Here is a 17,431-nt window from a genome sequence, read left to right on the forward strand (position 1 = left end):
GGTTCAGCGACGGACCACGGCAGCAGTAAATAATTCAAGTAAAGCTTACGCCCGGGTACAGACCCTCAGTGCCAGTACGGGCCCTAGAGCGCGGCAGCGATGGCATCGCCGACGGCAGCGGTGCTGCGGCTGTCGCCGTTGCGGCTTTCGATGTCGGCGACGACGGCGGCTTCGATCCTGCGGGCGGCTCCCGTGTAGCCGAGGTGGTCCAGCAACAAGGCCGCGGACAGGATGGCGGCGGTTGGATCCGCCTTCTGCTGTCCGGCGATATCCGGGGCGGAGCCGTGGACGGGTTCGAACATGGAGGGCGCGGTGCGGTCCATGTTGATGTTGCCCGAGGCCGCGAGACCGATCCCGCCGGTGATGGCGGCGGCGAGGTCAGTGATGATGTCTCCGAAGAGGTTGTCAGTGACGATCACGTCGAAGCGGGAGGGGTCGGTCACCATGAAGATGGTGGCGGCGTCGATGTGCAGGTAGTCGTGGGTGACCTCGGGGAATTCCTTGGCCACGGCCTCCACGGTGCGCTTCCACAAGTGGCCTGCGAAGACCAGGACGTTGTGCTTGTGGACGAGGGTGACGTGCTTTCGGGGACGCTCGCTGGCGCGGCGGAAGGCGTCACGGACAACGCGCTCGACGCCGTGGGCCGTGTTGAGCGATACCTCGGTGGCAACCTCGTGGGGGGTGCCCCCGCGGAGCGTACCGCCGTTGCCGACGTACGGACCTTCGGTGCCTTCGCGGACCACGATGAAATCGATGTCGCCGGGATTGGCCAGCGGGCTGCCCACCGTCCCGTAGAGCCGCGAAGGGCGCAGGTTCACGAAGTGGTCAAGGCTGAAGCGGAGCTTGAGCAGCATTTCGCGTTCGATGATGCCTGAAGGAATGCGGGTGTCCCCCGGTGCCGCACCGACGGCGCCGAACAAGATCGCATCGCGGGTACGCAGATCGGCCAGGACCTCGTCCGGGAGGGTCTCGCCGGTTTCAAGCCAGTGCTGGGCTCCGAGCTTGTATTCGGTCTGCTCGAGGGTGACGCCTTCTTCGGCGACAACCTTTTCCAGGACTTTGAGGGCTTCGGCAATGACTTCGGGGCCAATGCCGTCGCCGGGAATGACAGCCAGGTTGATCGTTGCGGCGGGTTGCGTTGCACTCATGTTTTCAGACTGCCAACGCATCCACATGTTGGTCAAAATCGTCTCACCATTTGAGCGATCGAAGTCCATGCGGAGCGCGCCTCGGGAGAAGCTACTGGCCTGGAACAAGTGAAGCTACCACCGCGACATTCTTGCCCCAGAGGTCCTGCGTGTAGCAGCTGATCAGGACCAGGCGGTTGGGCACCGCTGTCCAGACGGGACTGTCTTTCAAAGTCGATTTTGTGTAGGTGGTGACGGAGTCGACTTTGTATGTCATCGCTCCCGTTGCCGTGACGACTTTGAGCTCGTCCCCCGGTGCCGCTGCATAGCTGAGGTGGTTGAACGGCGCGTCGAGCCCTTCCCAACTGTGCCCGATGACATAAGTGGTATTCGTCGATCCCGCTCCGGGGGTACCGAAGGGACTGAGCCAATATCCGTCCATCGTTTCCGGCGGCTCGATGCTCTGCCCGCCAGCAGGGTCCGGTCGCAGCGGATGAACCAGCACATCCAGGCCAACCGCCGGATAGGTAATCTGCACCGGGGCCGACGCCGCGGGCAGGTGCGTTCCCGCCGCAGTGGCAGGAGCGCCCACCGCCGCGCGGTTCGGCTCGGCCTTGCCCGCGGGAGCCGCCGTCGAAAGCGCCCGATTCCCTGAGTCGAAAGCGGCCGGGTTCTGGCCGGATACGCCATAGACCAGCCAGGCACCAAGCAGCCCTCCGGCGCAGATCGTCAACACGAGAAGATCCCTGGAACTGATCAGCAGGCCACGGACGCGAAGTGCGTGAGGCTGCCTCGTGAAGCGGTGACGGGCCATGACCACTCCTGGAGATAGTGAAGCAGGTGGCTGGGTGCCGCCCATCGTAGTGCGGCACCCGGCCGGTTTTGCCTAGTGCCTGGCCTTGCGGGCCCGCACCCCGCTCCTCGCGACTACGAACACAGCCACGGCACTGAAGAGACCAGTCAGGCCGGCAAGCCACGCGGGGATACCTGTGTTTGCCTTACCGCCAACGGCCGTCTGGACGTTGTAGCCCACGTTGGTGATGGGGGCGTCCGGAGTGGCTGCGGCACCGGCCGCAGCTGGAATGACGGCTGTGGGCACAGTCGCCGACGGAGTGACGGCTGCGGGCACGGTCGCCGCAGGGGCAGCGACCGGAGGAACCACGGGGGTGACGACCGGCTGGGTGGAGACGGGTTCCACGTGCTCCACGGGCGGGGTGGTCACTGACGGGCTCGTCACCGGGTCCGTCGGCGGGCTCGTCACCGGGTCCGTCGGCGGGCTCGTCACCGGGTCCGTCGGGGTAATCACCGGCAGGCCGGCCACCTTACAACCGGCGTTGAGGATGGCGATGTTTTCCGGGGTGAGGTTTTGTCCGTTGGGCATGTAGTCGCCTGCGTTTGCAGGAACGATGTCGTTGGTGTCGGCGATATGCCCGGACAGCGCCGACAAGTTGATGGTCACCGCTACGTAGGGGTTCGACGCCGAATGCGTGGCGTGGCAAATGGTGATCTTGTCTGAGGGAGCAGCATTCGCCGACACCGTGGCACCCAGCAATCCCAGGCCCACGACCCCCAGGGTCGCAATGGTTCGTTTCATTTCGATCCCTCCACATCAGGTCCGAGCTGACCAGACTTTGCGGAGTAACCGTCTTCGAGACCCAGGAAGGACAAGTACGGGAGACCTCAACAAGCGAGATGAATCTTGACAGTTACTCCCCAGAAAGTGTCATCAGTTCGCTTGCTCTTCAGGCTAGGTTTCGGTCTCCTGATTAACGCGAGTGGTGGGTACGCGTTTACCGGCAGGAAACAGCGTCCCTTGTCCCGGCTGCTACCTGCGCCGAGTGGATCCCCACTCGCCAGCGCGAAGAGATCACTTGGAAGTCCAGCGAGCCGCCGGATCCGCCTCGGGACGCTTACCAATCATGGGACGGGAAAGGGAACACCCCCTCACCCGGTGGGATGAGGGGGTGTCACGCGCAGCAAGAGTGAGCGGGCGTCCGCCCAAAAGGCGACTTAAGTGAGCGGGCGTCCGCCCAGAAGGCGACTTAAGTGAGCGGGCGTCCGCCCAAAAGGCGACTTAAGTGAGCGGGCGTCTAGGACTCGGTGGGCTCCTCGTAACGCGGGAAGATCGGGGCCGGCGGCGGGAGCTCCGTACCGGGGACGATCGGCGTGGCGACGGCCGCGAACTGGCGGGGCTCGCCGTCGGGCTGTCCCAGGACCTCAAGCAGCTTGGCGGCCGACGTCGGCATGACCGGCTGGGCGAGGATCGCCACGATGCGGACAACCTCCAGCGTGACGTACAGGACCGTGTTCATGCGCTCGACGTCGGTCTTGCGCAGCACCCACGGGGCCTGCTCGGCAAAATACGCGTTGGTGTCGCCCAGCACGGCCCAGATTGCCTCGAGGGCACGGCTGAATTCCTGCTTCTCGAAAGCCGCGCGGGCCACGTCCAAAAGTCCGGCGGCCCGGGCAAGCAGCGCGGAGTCCTCTGCCGAGAAGTCTCCCGGAACCGGAACCCTGCCTTCGCAGTTCTTGGCCACCATGGACAGCGAACGCTGCGCCAGGTTGCCGAAGTTGTTCGCGAGATCGGCGTTCATGCGGCCCACGATCGCCTCGTGGTTGTAACTGCCGTCGGCGCCGAACGGAACTTCGCGGAGGAAGAAGAATCGCACCTGGTCCAGGCCGTACTGCTCCACGAAGTCCTTGGGGGCCACAACGTTGCCGAGGGACTTGGACATCTTGACGCCATTGTTGGTCAGGAAGCCATGGATCATGACGCGCTTGGGCAGTTCCAGGCCCGCGCTCATCAGGAAGGCGGGCCAGAAGATCGCGTGGAACCGGGAGATGTCCTTGCCGATGATGTGGACGTCGGCGGGCCAGAACTTACGGAACGCCTCAGAATCGGCATCAGGGTAACCGACTCCCGTCAGGTAATTGGTCAGGGCATCAACCCACACGTACATGACGTGTTTGTCGTTGCCCGGCACCGGGACACCCCAGTCGAAAGTCGTCCGGCTGATGGACAAGTCCTGAAGGCCCTGCTTGACGAAGCTGATGACCTCGTTGAAGCGGTACTGGGGGGCGCCGAACTCCGGCTGCTCCTCGTACAAGGCCAGCAACTTGTCCTGGTAGGCGGACAAGCGGAAGAAGTAGCTCTCCTCCGCGGTCCACGTTACTTCGGTATCCGTACCGCGCGAGTAGCGGACGCCGTCGTCCTTCAGTACTGTCTCGTCCTCGGTGTAGTAAGCCTCGTCGCGGACCGAGTACCAGCCCTCGTATTTGGACAGGTAAATGTCCCCCTTGGCTTCCATCTTCTTCCAGATGGCCTGGGAGGCGGCATAGTGGTCGGCATCCGTAGTGCGGATGAACCGGTCGTAGGAGATGCCCAAGGCAGCGTGGGCGGCCTTGTAGATTTCGGCATTCCGGTCCACGAGTTCCTTGGGCGTGATGCCTTCCTTCTCCGCAGCCTGGGCAATCTTCATGCCGTGCTCGTCCGTGCCGGTCAGGAACATCACGTCATAGCCATCGAGGCGCTTGAACCGGGCCATCGCGTCGGTGGCGATGTACTCGTAGGCATGCCCGATATGCGGCTCGCCGTTCGGGTAGGTAATGGCGGTGGTGATGTAGAACGGGGGTTTATCTGGAGACGTCACTCTACGAAGTTACCTTCTCTTGGAGATGGAAAGACCGGACCGGCCGCATGTGACGGCCGGTCCGGAAGCAGCGGGCTACTAATTCAATTCAGTCAGCGTATCGCTGAGCCTGACAAGCTCGTGGTCGTGGGAGGCCACCAGAACGGCGATACCGTCGCTCGTGGTGTCCTTCAGGATGCTGATGATGCGGTTTGCCGAAGTACGGTCCAGGCTGGCCGTTGGCTCGTCCACCACCAGGACCCTGGTGCCCAGGATCAGGGCGCGGGCGATCGCGACACGCTGGCGCTCACCGCCGGACAGCTGCGCCGGACGGTGGCGCATGCGCCGGCCCAGCCCCACCAGGTCCAGCAAGTCCTTGGCCATTTCGGTGCGCTGCTCCACTTCGCCGTCGGGGACGGCCGGCAACAGCACATTCTCCAAAGCGCTCATGCCGTCGATCAGGGCGCCGCCCTGGTCCACGTACCCGATGAGGGCGCGGCGGCGGTCGGCGATTTCGTCGTCGCCCATCTTCTCGAGGGAATCGCCCTCCCAGAGGACACGGCCCGACGTCGGAAGCGTGAGTCCCGCTCCCACCGTCAGGATGCTGGTCTTGCCTGAGCCGCTTCGCCCGGCGACGCAGTGCATCTCACCGGCGTGCAGGGTGAGGTTGAAGTCCTCGACGACCGTGACCGGCTCCGCCCCACCCTTGTCACCGCCGTAGCGGATGGTGATGTTGCTCAACTGCAAGGGCATGCCGTGGTCCGCAGCCCGCACGATGGTGTTGGCGCGGGTCTGGAACGACTCGTCGGTGGATTCCGTGGTCGCGGTCAGATCGGGTTCGAGGTTGTCAGTCATTTGACCACTTTCGTTGCAATGGGAATCCAGCAAATTACGGCCACCACTCCGGCCAAAGCGGCCCAAAGTGCGGCATAAGGAGCGAGCAACAGGCCCAGGCCCAGCGCCCCCACGACGCCGAGGATCAGCGCCACTGCTCCGACCAAGGCATTTTCGAAGAAACGGACCTGTCCCAGCATGTCCGGGTTCCAGCCCATGGCCCGGAGCGTGCCGAGCTGTTCGCGCCTGGCCTGGAGTTCGAAGCGACCGGTGACCAAGGTCAGTACGAGGCCAACGAGCACCCCGCTCACCGCCAGGATGACGCTCGGCAAGGCGATCGTGGCGGAGGCGAGCCCGCTGAGGGCACTGGCTCCAGCTGCGCGCGGGATGTCAATGAGCAACGCGATCAGCGCGCCCACGGCAGCGCCGAACACGCCCACGGCAACGGCCAGGGCCACTGAGCTGAAACGGTGGGTAACCAGTTGGCGGTACGCGAACGTGAGCGGCGAATCCACCGGGATCAGGCGTTCGTCGTGTTGGGGTTCCTGGTCAACGATGTCGCGGTGCCGCAATTGCTGGGCCGCGATGTAGGCGGCGGCGCAGTAAATGAGCAACACGGACGCCGAAACAATGACCGTGGCCAGGTTCCAGCTCAGAAGGCTTAGCGCAATGCCTGCCACGGCAACGATCCCCGCACCTATACCGAACTCTTCGAGGACCCAACTTCGGATCTTCCTTTGGGTCCAGCCCATGGCGCGGAGGATCCCTGCCTCGCTGCGTCGCTGGCGGATATAGCTCACGGTTGAAGCGCCGGTCAGGAGGGTGGCCCCGCACAGCGTCAGGAAGAGGAGGGTGATGTTGGTGCCGGTCAGGGAGCCGGAAACGGCGTCGGCGGCATCCTGCCGGACCCACGACTGCTGGACGGTACCCAGCGCGGATTCCTTGCCGGCGTCGTCCTTGGAGTATCCCGGGACGAAGATGTTGGCGTCTTCACGCGCGGAGCCGGCCACCACTGTGGCTTGGAGACCCATGTCGCGGATCTGGGCCGCGAGCTTGTCGACCTCCGGTTGGGCCTGCTTCCAGTTGCCTGGCGCGCTGGCGCGGACCCTGACGGCGTCGATCACGTTGGCGTTGGAATCGTAACCACGCGCTGCGGCAAGGCCGTAGTAGTCGGTGATGGCACCGGCAGACTGGCTGACCAGGCCGGTGGCGCTCAGCGAAGGCTTGAGGCCCTTGGCTGCGGTGTCATTTCCCGAAGCGTCCTTCTGGAGCGTCATCGGGGCCGGGTCGTAGCCACCCAAGGGCAGCTTGTTGACGTCGCCCGCTGCTTTCTGGATCTGGGCCGGATCAAACGTCCCGTAGACCATCGGCAGCGGCGTAGCGGGCTTCGATCCCGTGGCAAGGTTCTCCCGGTACGAGCGCTCATCGACCGGCTTGCGCTGGCTCTGGTCGACCATCGCCCCGAAGGCCGACTTCTCGGGCAGCTTGTTGACGGTCACCCAGTCTCCCGGCGTGGCGGACTTGCCGACGGCGCCGTTCGCGGAAGTTTCGCCGTCCTTGTACTTGGGTGCCGCGGCGAAGTCGGTGCTCCACTGGGCCGGCTGGTACAGGCCTTGGCTGAAGTTGCCCATATTACCGAGCAGCTGGCTGTGGTCCGTGGATCCTGGCCATGACAGGGCGAACGGCGACTTTGACACGAAGGGCAGGTAGTCCTTGTCCAAAGAGCGCGAGACAGTGCCGACGTCGTTGACGACCTTGCCCGAATCATCGATTTCCTGGATTTGGACCGAGTACTTCAGATCCAGCGAGGTTCCCTGCCGGACGATCAAAGGAATGGCCTGTGAGGCATCCGTGATCTGGCCGGAGAGCTTCGCCTGCTGGTACTGGGTCATGAGGGGTGCCCAGTATTTGAGCTTGACGCCCATGAAATCCGGGCCTTGTTCGAGTTCCTGCTGCGTAGGGCTCTTGGCGAAGAGCTGTTCGAAGTAGCGGCCGATTGCGCCTGCGTTGCGGGTGTCGGCCGGCGGCGCCTTTTGCAGCGGTGCGAGGAAGTCTCCGGCGGAGCCCAAGAGCGCGCGCTCGGCGGTCGGATCGACGGCGACGACCGACTCGGTGACCTGCGGAGCCATGGGCAGCGCTACGGAAAGGTTGAAGAGGTTGTGTTCCGAGCCGCCGGCGGGAGCGGGGAACTTGATGCCGGTCTCCCCCGCGGGTCCGGCGATGCGGATGCTCTTGCCTCCGGCAGTCTGCTGCTCAACAACCTGCCCCTTGCCGAGGGTGCCTTCGGCGCTGGTCTGGAAGAGGGTTTGCTGGGACACTCCGTCGGAGCTCACGGCGGTGGCGGTCAGGCGGTACTTCTTGGGCTTCGCGGGAAGCACGGATTCCGGTGCGGGCCAGCTCTTGGAGTCCGTTCCGGTCGGATCTCCCGCGGTGGCTCCACCAGCCAGTCCCGCGTTGTAGCCAAGGTAATCCATCGCGTCGAGACGCGGGGTTTCCAGGTTCTGTGTTACCCGGGAAACGAGGCTGATGGGCGCCGCGACCGACGCGCCGCTCAGCCCACGGATCTTCTCGAGTTGCGGGAAGCTGATGCCGCCCTGGCCGTTCGCGATGTCCGGCTGGAGGAGCGCCCCGCCGTCCTTGGTATTCGCGGACTTGGCCTGGACCAGGATGTCGTACAGGCCGCGTGAGTTCTCATCCACTGTCCGGTTCAGCGCGGCCTGCGACTGGCTCTGGATGAATACGGACAAACACATGGCGACGATCAAAATGGCCGCGGTCAACAGAAGCACACGGCTTCTGATGAACCTCTGGACGGCGTTCATAGGGCTCCCTGAGTCCTGGATTGCGGGTGTGCACACTGCTGTCCCTGGAACCATGCCGAGGCAATAGGAATCCACCGGGTGTGTGCAAAAGTTATTGGCCGGCCTGCCGCCGGTTCCGAATTTCGGACCAAGCCATTGTAGGCAGACCGGCCAATGATATGTGGCCGATGTGAAGTGCGGCACACTTTTCTAGCTCAAACGGTGAGGATGCTAGTCCTCCAGATCCACTTCACGAACCATGTCGGCGCCGATGCCGGCCTTGATGGCTTCAAGGACCTGCTGCGGCACCGAAGTGTCGATCGTGAGCAGCGCCAGGACCTGGCCGCCTTCGCTCTGGCGGGCCACCTGCATGCCACCGATATTGATGTTGTTCATGCCCAGGATGTGGCCGATGGTGCCGATGACACCGGGACGGTCCGCGTAGGAAACAACCACGAGGTGCTCGCTGATCGGGATTTCGACGTCGTAACCGTTGACGCCCACGAGCTTCTGGACCTGCTTGGGTCCGGTGAGCGTTCCGGCCACGGAAATCTGCGATCCGTCGCTGAGTGCCCCGCGGATGGTCAGGACGTTGCGGTAGTCCTCGGCTTCCGGCGTCGTGATCAGGCGGGTGTTGATGCCGCGCTGCTCGGCGATGACGGGTGCGTTGACGTAGGAGACCTGCTCGGTCACGACGTCGGCGAACACGCCCTTGAGCGCCGCCAGTTCGAGGACCTTCACGTCCAGGCTGGAGATTTCGCCCGCGACCTCGACGTCGATCTGCGTCAGGGATGCGTGGGTCAGGGCCGTGAAGATCCGGCCGAGCTTCTCGATCAGCGGGATTCCGGGGCGGACGTCGGAAGCGATCACGCCACCGGCCACGTTGACTGCATCCGGGACGAGTTCGCCGGCGAGGGCGAGGCGCACGGACTTCGCCACGGAGACGCCGGCTTTTTCCTGGGCTTCGTCCGTGGAGGCACCCAGGTGGGGCGTCACGATGACATTGTCCATGCCGAAGAACGGAAGGTCGGTGCTCGGCTCCTTGACGAAAACGTCGATGCCTGCGCCGGCGATCTGGCCGTCTTCCAAAGCCTCGTGGAGGGCTTCTTCGTCGATCAGGCCGCCGCGGGCGACGTTGACAACGTAGGCCGTTTCCTTCATCTTCTTGAAGGCATCGGCGCCCAGCATGCCCACCGTTTCCGGGGTTTTGGGCATGTGGATGGTGATGAAGTCGGACTTCTCCAACAGTTCGTCCAGGGTGACGAGCTTGACGCCGAGCTGAGCGGCGCGCGCGGAGGTGATGTAGGGGTCGTAGGCGAGGATCTCGGTCTCGAAGCCCTGCAGGCGGGCGGCCACGAGCGCTCCGATGCGTCCGAGGCCGATGATGCCGATCTTCTTCTCGAAGAGTTCGATGCCCGTGTACTTGGAGCGCTTCCACTCGCCGCCCTTAAGGGCGGAACTGGCCTGGGGGATGTGGCGGGCAAGGCTGAGGATGTGACCGACCGTCAGCTCGGCAGCGGACACAATGTTCGACGTCGGGGCGTTGACCACCATGACGCCGGCCTGGGTAGCGGCCTTGATGTCCACGTTGTCCAGGCCGACGCCGGCACGCGCGATGATTTTGAGGTTCTTGGCTGCGGCAATTGCCTCGGCGTCCACCTGGGTGGCTGAACGCACGAGGATGGCGTCGACGTCGACGATTGCGGAGAGCAGCTGGGAGCGGTCCGCGCCGTCGGTTTGGCGGATCTCGAAGTCCGGACCAAGGGCCTCGATCGTGGCGGGCGAAAGTTCCTCAGCGAGGAGTACTACTGGCTTGGTGCTAGTCACCGGTGACCTCTTTAGCTCTCTTTTTCAGGTGGGGTTTTGGTGAAACGATTCTTTGACGACGAAGGCCGGACCCGGTATACCGGGTCCGGCCTCCATGCCGGGCGGCTTCATTTCGAGCCTATCCCGAACGGCGTTCTGTGTTGAATTGCTACGGCTCCTGCCGCGGCTTCAACGGTTGCCTTGACTAGCGGGCCGCGGAGCCTTCGACGTAGTCCTCGTCCTGCTGCTGCCAGGAGAACAAGGAACGCAGCTCGCGGCCGACCCCCTCGATCGGGTGCTGCTCTGCCTTGGCACGCAGCTCCTTGAACTCGACTGCGCCGTTGTCCTGGTCGTCGATGAAACGCTTGGCGAAGGCACCGGACTGGATGTCCGCGAGGACACCGGCCATGTTTTCCTTGACGCGGGGGTCGATGACGCGCGGGCCGGAGACGTAGTCGCCGTACTCTGCGGTGTCGGAAACGCTCCAGCGCTGCTTGGCGATGCCGCCCTCCCACATGAGGTCAACGATGAGCTTGAGCTCGTGAAGAACCTCGAAGTAGGCGATCTGCGGCTGGTAGCCGGCTTCGGTCAGGGTCTCGAAGCCGTACTGGATCAGCTGGGAGACGCCGCCGCAGAGGACAGCCTGCTCGCCGAAGAGGTCGGTTTCGGTCTCTTCGGTGAAGGTGGTCTTGATGACGCCGGCGCGGGTGCCGCCGATCGCCTTCGCGTAGGACTTGGCCAGGTCCCAAGCGGAACCGGAAGCATCCTGCTCGACGGCGATGATGTCCGGGATACCTCGTCCGGCTTCGAACTCGCGGCGCACGGTGTGGCCCGGAGCCTTCGGGGCGATCAGGATGACGTCAACGCCCTCGGGCGCCTCGATGTAGCCGAAGCGGATGTTGAAGCCGTGGGCGAAGGCAAGGGCCTTGCCGGCGGTCAGCTTGTCTTTGATGGAGTCGTTGTAGATCGCGCGCTGGTGCTGGTCCGGTGCCAGGATCATGATGACGTCGGCCCATTCGGCGGCGTCGGCAACGTTCTTGACCGTGAAGCCTGCGTCCTCGGCCTTTGCGATCGACTTCGAGCCTTCCTTGAGCGCGATGACAACCTCGACGCCGGAGTCGCGCAGGTTCAGCGCGTGGGCGTGGCCCTGGGAACCGTAGCCGACAATGGCAACCTTGCGACCCTGGATGATCGACAGGTCTGCGTCGTCGTCGTAGAACATTTCAGTCACTTGCGTAACTCCTCTTGAGTGGTTTTGTAGATATTGTCTGTGGTTCGGTATCGGGCTACTACGCGGTACTAGGACAGTGCCTAAGCGCTGCGCAACGCCCTGTCACTCATGGAGCGGGATCCCCGCCCAACGGCCAAGGTGCCGGACTGCACTATTTCGCGGATGCCGAACGGCTCGAGCACTGAAAGCAGCGCTGCAAGCTTTTCCGGGGTACCGGTTGCCTCGATGACCACCGAGTCTGTGGAAACGTCAACCACTGAGGCACGGAACAAGTCTGCAGCTTGGGTGACCTGCAGGCGTGTCGCGGCATCCGCACGTACCTTGACCAGGATGTGGTCACGTTGCACGGAAGATTCTGAAGTCAGCTCCACAATCTTGATCACGTTGATCAGTTTGTTGAGCTGTTTGGTGACCTGCTCGATGAGGTCGCCATCGGCGTCGACGACGACGGTCATCCGGGAAATCCCGGAGACCTCGGTGGGGCCGACGGCCAGGGAGTTGATGTTGAAGGCCCGCCGGGCGAAGAGGCTGGCCACGCGGGTCAGCACGCCGGGCTTGTCTTCGACCAGAACGGACAATGTGTGGCGGCTCATGGCTAGTCCTCCTCTTCCCATTCCGGGGTCATGTTGCGGGCAACCTGGATCTGGTCGTTAGAGACTCCGGAGGGGACCATCGGCCACACCATGGAGTTCGGGCTGACCACAAAGTCGATGACCACGGGACGGTCATTGATTTCCAAGGCCTTCTGGATGGTGGCGTCAATGTCCTCGTCCCGCTCGCAGCGGAACGCGGCACAGCCGTAGGCGTCCGCCAGCTTGACGAAGTCCGGGATACGGACGGTGTCGTGGCCGGTGTTCAGGTCGGTGTTGGAGTAGCGGCCTTCATAGAAGAGGGTCTGCCACTGGCGCACCATGCCCAGCGAGGAGTTGTTGATGATGGCAACCTTGATGGGAATCTTGTTGATGGCGCAGGTGGCCAGTTCCTGGTTGGTCATCTGGAAGCAGCCGTCGCCGTCGATCGCCCAGACCACGCGGTCGGGTTCGCCGACCTTGGCGCCCATGGCTGCCGGCACGGCATAACCCATGGTCCCGGCTCCACCCGAGTTGAGCCAGGCGTGGGGACGCTCGTACTTGATGAACTGGGCGGCCCACATCTGGTGCTGGCCAACGCCTGCAACGTAGATGCCTTCCGGACCCGTGAGCGCACCAATGCGTTCGATGACCCGCTGGGGGGCGCTGAGTCCGTCTTCCGGCTCGGTCCAGCCAAGGGGGTAGGTGTCGCGGAGGTTGTTGAGGAACGCCCACCAACCGTCGAGGTCCGGGGTGCCGGATTGCTCGAAAGCGTTGCGGACAGCCTCGCTCAGTTCCGGAATGATCTCCTTGACGGAGCCCACGATCGGAACGTCGGCCGTACGGTTCTTGGAGATCTCCGCGGGGTCGATGTCCGCGTGGATGATCTTTGCGTGCGGAGCGAACGTGCTGAGCACACCCGTCACGCGGTCATCGAAGCGCGCACCAAGGGTGATCAACAGATCGGACTGCTGCAGTGCGGTAACCGCGGAAACCGTGCCGTGCATGCCGGGCATGCCGACGTGCAGGGGGTGGGAATCCGGGAACGCGCCGCGGGCCATGAGCGTTGTCACCACGGGAGCGCCGGTGAGTTCCGCGAGCTCGCGCAGTTCGGCCGATGCGTGGGCCTTGACCACTCCGCCGCCGACATACAGGACAGGCTTGCTTGCCGCAGCGATCAGCCGGGCGGCTTCGCGGACCTGCTTGTTGTGCCCGCGGACCACCGGACGATAACCCGGCAAATCGATCTTGGGCGGCCAGGAGAAGGTCATGGTGCCCTGCTGGGCATTTTTGGCGATATCCACCAATACGGGACCGGGACGACCGGTGCTCGCAAGGTAGAAAGCCTCGGCCATGACGTGCGGAATGTCATTGGGATCCGTCACCAGGAAGGAATGCTTGGTGATCGGCATGGTGATGCCGACGATGTCCGCTTCCTGGAAGGCATCAGTGCCGATGACGGAAGCCGATACCTGGCCGGTAATGGCCACGAGGGGCACGGAGTCCATGTGGGCATCCATGATGGCGGTAACGAGGTTGGTGGCACCGGGGCCCGAGGTGGCGATGCAGACGCCGACCCGTCCGGTAACCATGGCGTAGCCTTGCGCTGCGTGGCCGGCTCCCTGTTCGTGACGGACCAGGACGTGATTCATCTTGGAGGCCATCAAAGGGTCATAGGTGGGGAGGATCGCGCCACCGGGCAAACCAAAAATATCGTCCACGCCGAGTTCTTCGAGCGAGCGGACAATAGCTTCCGAGCCGGTCATCACCGTTGGGGGTACAACGTTGTTCGGCCCGAGTACAGGAGAGAGAGTTGCAGCATTGTCGACGACGGCGTCAGCCGGACGGTCGACCTTTTCCGGAGCCTTGGGGGCTCCAGCGGACTTTGCAGCCATCAGCGAGGGGCTGATCGGCGATCCTTTGCTCATCGGACTCTTCCTTTGGGGATCTTCAATTAGTGAAAGTTACTGCGTGGGTACTGCGTTCATGCTGGTTCTTGCTCAATGCGCCGTCCCCTGCGGGAAATAAAAAAACCCCTCAGCCTTGCGGCTCTTCGAGGGGTTGCGCGTGACGGTTCGTTACCAGTCGGGCTAGGAGGCCACGCGCTTGGTAAGTACGACAGTGCCCACGGTGGCGCCGACAGTAACGAATGCGATCATGCGTTCAGTGTTCCCTCTTAGTGAGATAGGTGTCAAACGATGAAGATGTCATCTCACTATGTGGACCTCATTGTCCACGGACTGGTCCTACCCCAACCCTCACCCAACTAGCTCGCAGTTGTAGTCGTTATGAGGCGTCAAAACGACAACAACTGCGAGTTAGTGGGGAAGGACCCGCCGTGGGACTGCTACCCGCAATACGCGCCTGTGGAGGCGCTGTGCACCAGCTTGGCGTACTTCGCGAGGACGCCCTTGGTGAACTTGGCCGGGAGGGGCTCCCAGCCGATCTTGCGGGACTCGAGCTCGGCTTCGTCCACCAGGAGGTCGAACGAACGGGCAGCGATGTCCACGCGGATCTTGTCGCCGTCCTTGACGAAGGCGATGGGTCCGCCGTCGACGGCTTCAGGCGCAACGTGCCCGATGCAGAGGCCGGTGGTACCGCCCGAGAAGCGGCCGTCGGTCAGCAGGAGCACGTCCTTGCCAAGGCCCGCGCCCTTGATGGCGCCGGTGATGGCGAGCATCTCACGCATGCCCGGGCCGCCCTTGGGACCTTCGTAACGGATCACGACGACGTCCCCCGCCTTGATCTCGCCCTTGTCCAAGGCGTCGAGCGCACCCTGCTCGCGCTCGAACACGCGGGCGGTTCCTTCGAAGACGTCGGCGTCGAAGCCGGCGCTCTTCACGACGGCACCTTCCGGGGCCATGGAACCGTGCAGGATGGTGATGCCGCCGGTCTTGTGGATCGGGTTGTCCAGGGCGCGCAGGATCTTGCCGTCGAGGTCCGGCGGGTTGATGGAGGCCAGGTTTTCGGCAAGGGTCTTGCCCGTGACCGTCAGGCAGTCGCCGTGCAGCAGGCCGGCGTCGAGCAGCGCCTTCATAATGACCGGCACGCCGCCGATCTTGTCGACGTCGGTCATGACGTAGCGGCCGAAGGGCTTGAGGTCGCCCAGGTGCGGGATCTTGTCGCCGATGCGGTTGAAGTCGTCCAGGGTCAGTTCGACCTCGGCTTCCCGGGCGATCGCGAGCAGGTGCAGGACGGCGTTGGTGGAGCCGCCGAAGGCCATGGTGACGGCGATGGCGTTCTCGAACGCCTTTTTGGTCATGATGTCCCGGGCGGTGATGCCGAGGCGGAGCAGGTTGACCACTGCCTCGCCGGACTTGCGGGCAAAGTCATCACGACGGCGGTCTGCCGAGGGCGGGGCAGCCGAGCCCGGCAGGGACATGCCGAGGGCTTCGCCGATGCACGCCATGGTGTTGGCCGTGTACATACCGCCGCAGGCGCCTTCACCAGGACAGATCGCGCGTTCGATGCGGTCCAGGTCGCCCTTGCTCATCTTGCCTGCAGCGCAGGCGCCCACGGCTTCGAAGGCGTCAATGAGGGTGACTTCCTTCTCCGATCCGTCCTCAAGCTTGACCCAGCCCGGCATGATGGAACCGGCGTAAAGGAAGACGCTGGCGAGGTCCAGGCGGGCGGCTGCCATCAGCATGCCCGGGAGGGATTTGTCGCAGCCGGCCAGCAAAACGGAGCCGTCGATGCGCTCGGCCTGCATGACCGTTTCAACGGAGTCGGCAATGACTTCGCGCGAAACAAGGGAAAAGTGCATGCCCTCGTGGCCCATGGAAATGCCGTCCGAAACGGAAATGGTGCCGAACTGCATGGGGAAACCACCGCCGGCGTGAACGCCTTCCTTGGCGCCCTGGGCGAGTCGGTTCAGCGAGAGGTTGCAGGGGGTAATTTCGTTCCACGAGCTCGCGACGCCGATCTGGGGCTTGGCGAAGTCATCATCGCCCATGCCTACGGCCCGGAACATGCCTCGCGCGGGGGCGGCATGGATGCCGTCCGTTACGACCCGGCTGCGTGGCTTGATGTCCGGCTGGTTGTCTGTCGCAATTGGGGTGTGGTCACTCATGGGCACGAGTCTATGACTCTTGGGCTGTGGCCAACGAACATGATCGGCGGGTTAAGGCGAATTTGGCACTATTTCAGCCAATATTTCATTCAAATAATGGACAGTCGTCTCGCTATGTGAGACATGGGTCTCATTGTCGGCTGCTGGCCTATCCGACAGGATCGCTGATGCGCTGAAGGGCCGCGAATCGATTGACTAACCTAGACAGCCCCGTGACACGGACGTAACGTCAAATCACGACAGCTGCGCCACTCGAACAGACATGCGCCAATTGAACAGACAGAAGGGCTCCTCCCATGGATTGGTTGATCTGGGTCATCGTCATCGTGTTGATCGTCGCGATTGTTTGGTGGCTCCTGAGCCGCAATAGCGCGAAGTCTTCTTCGGGCTCCGGGGCTTCGCCGTCGCAGGCCGCCTCGTCACCACAAATGGACGTCACAGCAGCCGCATTGACAGGCTCCGCCCCCTTGGTCGCCGCAACCGCGACGGCCGATCAAGAGCTAGCCGAGTCGCGCGCAGCCGCACCCGAGCCGGAGCCGGAAGCCGAAACTGAGGCAGGCGGCGTCGACGTCGACGACTGGGAGCGCCCCGGCCCTCCCCTCGAAACCGGCATGGCCGCCCCGGAAGAAGAATCCTCAGCGGCCGGCCCCTCGGTGGTGGAGCCCGTGTTCGAGGAGCCCACGCTCTCGGAACCCGTACTGTCCGAGGACGCGGTTTCCGAGGCTACGGCCTCAGAGACCGCCGCACCGCTGGCTGCCGAGCCGGAACTTGAAGGGGGCGTGACGGCCGACGACGTTACCGCGGCCGACGCCGGGCCGTCCGTTCCCGCGGCTGCCGGCGTTCCGGCGTCGTCGGGCTCGGAACCAGCCACCCCCGAACAGTTGGCCGACAGCGCCGAATGGGAAGCGACCTGGAGCGAAGGCAGCGCACCAGTGGCTCCCGCCCCGATCCACCACCGCGAATACACGGACGCCCATGCACCGACGCTTCCCGGCGCGGAATCCGCCGCGGCGGAGGCAGTCGACACTGCAGCCGAAGGGGCGCAGGAAGACCGGGCCGAAAATCCCGACGCGGCACCTTCGCCGGTTGAGTCAACCACCGTGGCCCAGGATTCCGCAGCCGCATCGCCGCTGGGCGGGCATCTCGCAGCCGAGCAGCCGTATGGCGAAGGCTCCGCCGCGGCCGACGCTGACGGGAGCGGCCCTGATGGCTACACCGTCAAAGGCAACGCGGACACCATGACCTATCACGATGAAGACAGCCCGTCGTACGACGAGGTCAAGGCTGACGTCTGGTTTATTTCCAGCGCCCACGCCGAGGCAGCCGGCTTCCGACCTCCTCGCAGGAACCGCCGCTGAGAGCCCC

The 17,431-nt window shown here is 63.8% G+C and carries 12 protein-coding genes; 1 reads left to right on the forward strand and 11 read right to left on the reverse strand.

Features of this window, described 5'->3' with window-relative positions; translation table 11 throughout:
• Positions 1-83: 83 nt before the first annotated feature.
• The 11 genes from QRN51_RS01545 to ilvD form a co-directional block, all read right to left on the reverse strand.
• Positions 84-1,148, reverse strand: a complete 1,065-nt coding sequence (locus tag QRN51_RS01545; RefSeq protein ID WP_370872219.1) for a 3-isopropylmalate dehydrogenase — start codon at positions 1,146-1,148, stop codon at positions 84-86.
• Positions 1,149-1,239: 91 nt separating this feature from the next.
• A complete protein-coding gene (locus QRN51_RS01550; protein ID WP_284988359.1) occupies positions 1,240-1,941 on the reverse strand; it encodes a class F sortase in 702 nt (233 codons plus the stop codon).
• Between the two features lie 72 nt (positions 1,942-2,013).
• Positions 2,014-2,721 carry a hypothetical protein gene (locus QRN51_RS01555; RefSeq protein ID WP_284988360.1) on the reverse strand — a complete coding sequence of 236 codons (708 nt, stop codon included), beginning with the start codon at positions 2,719-2,721 and terminating at the stop codon, positions 2,014-2,016.
• 496 nt (positions 2,722-3,217) lie between these two features.
• A complete protein-coding gene (gene metG / locus QRN51_RS01560; protein ID WP_284988361.1) occupies positions 3,218-4,777 on the reverse strand; it encodes a methionine--tRNA ligase in 1,560 nt (519 codons plus the stop codon).
• A 78-nt stretch (positions 4,778-4,855) separates the two neighbouring features.
• Positions 4,856-5,611: an ABC transporter ATP-binding protein gene (locus tag QRN51_RS01565; protein ID WP_078108578.1), complete on the reverse strand. Its 756-nt coding sequence runs from the start codon at positions 5,609-5,611 to the stop codon at positions 4,856-4,858.
• Positions 5,608-8,412 (reverse strand): ABC transporter permease, encoded by a 2,805-nt coding sequence (locus QRN51_RS01570; protein WP_284988362.1) that lies wholly within the window; start codon positions 8,410-8,412, stop codon positions 5,608-5,610. The genes QRN51_RS01565 and QRN51_RS01570 overlap by 4 nt, the downstream gene beginning before the upstream one ends.
• Before the next feature lie 210 nt (positions 8,413-8,622).
• A complete protein-coding gene (serA, locus tag QRN51_RS01575) occupies positions 8,623-10,218 on the reverse strand; it encodes a phosphoglycerate dehydrogenase (RefSeq protein WP_284751161.1) in 1,596 nt (531 codons plus the stop codon).
• Between the two features lie 184 nt (positions 10,219-10,402).
• The gene (gene ilvC / locus QRN51_RS01580; RefSeq protein ID WP_059387645.1) at positions 10,403-11,428 is read right to left on the reverse strand and encodes a ketol-acid reductoisomerase; all 1,026 of its coding nucleotides are present in this window, start codon (positions 11,426-11,428) and stop codon (positions 10,403-10,405) included.
• An 80-nt stretch (positions 11,429-11,508) separates the two neighbouring features.
• Positions 11,509-12,021 (reverse strand): acetolactate synthase small subunit, encoded by a 513-nt coding sequence (gene ilvN / locus QRN51_RS01585; protein ID WP_028264679.1) that lies wholly within the window; start codon positions 12,019-12,021, stop codon positions 11,509-11,511.
• Positions 12,022-12,023: 2 nt separating this feature from the next.
• On the reverse strand, positions 12,024-13,925 hold the full coding sequence (locus QRN51_RS01590; protein ID WP_284988363.1) for an acetolactate synthase large subunit: 1,902 nt from the start codon (positions 13,923-13,925) through the stop codon (positions 12,024-12,026).
• A gap of 419 nt (positions 13,926-14,344) precedes the next feature.
• The gene (ilvD, locus tag QRN51_RS01595) at positions 14,345-16,066 is read right to left on the reverse strand and encodes a dihydroxy-acid dehydratase (protein WP_284751164.1); all 1,722 of its coding nucleotides are present in this window, start codon (positions 16,064-16,066) and stop codon (positions 14,345-14,347) included.
• Between the two features lie 296 nt (positions 16,067-16,362).
• On the opposite strand from ilvD, the gene QRN51_RS01600 reads away from it, so the two are divergent.
• Positions 16,363-17,424: a sunset domain-containing protein gene (locus QRN51_RS01600; protein WP_284988364.1), complete on the forward strand. Its 1,062-nt coding sequence runs from the start codon at positions 16,363-16,365 to the stop codon at positions 17,422-17,424.
• Positions 17,425-17,431 lie beyond the last annotated feature (7 nt).

This window comes from Arthrobacter sp. efr-133-TYG-120 (assembly GCF_030209785.1).
Classification (GTDB): Bacteria; Actinomycetota; Actinomycetes; order Actinomycetales; family Micrococcaceae; genus Arthrobacter.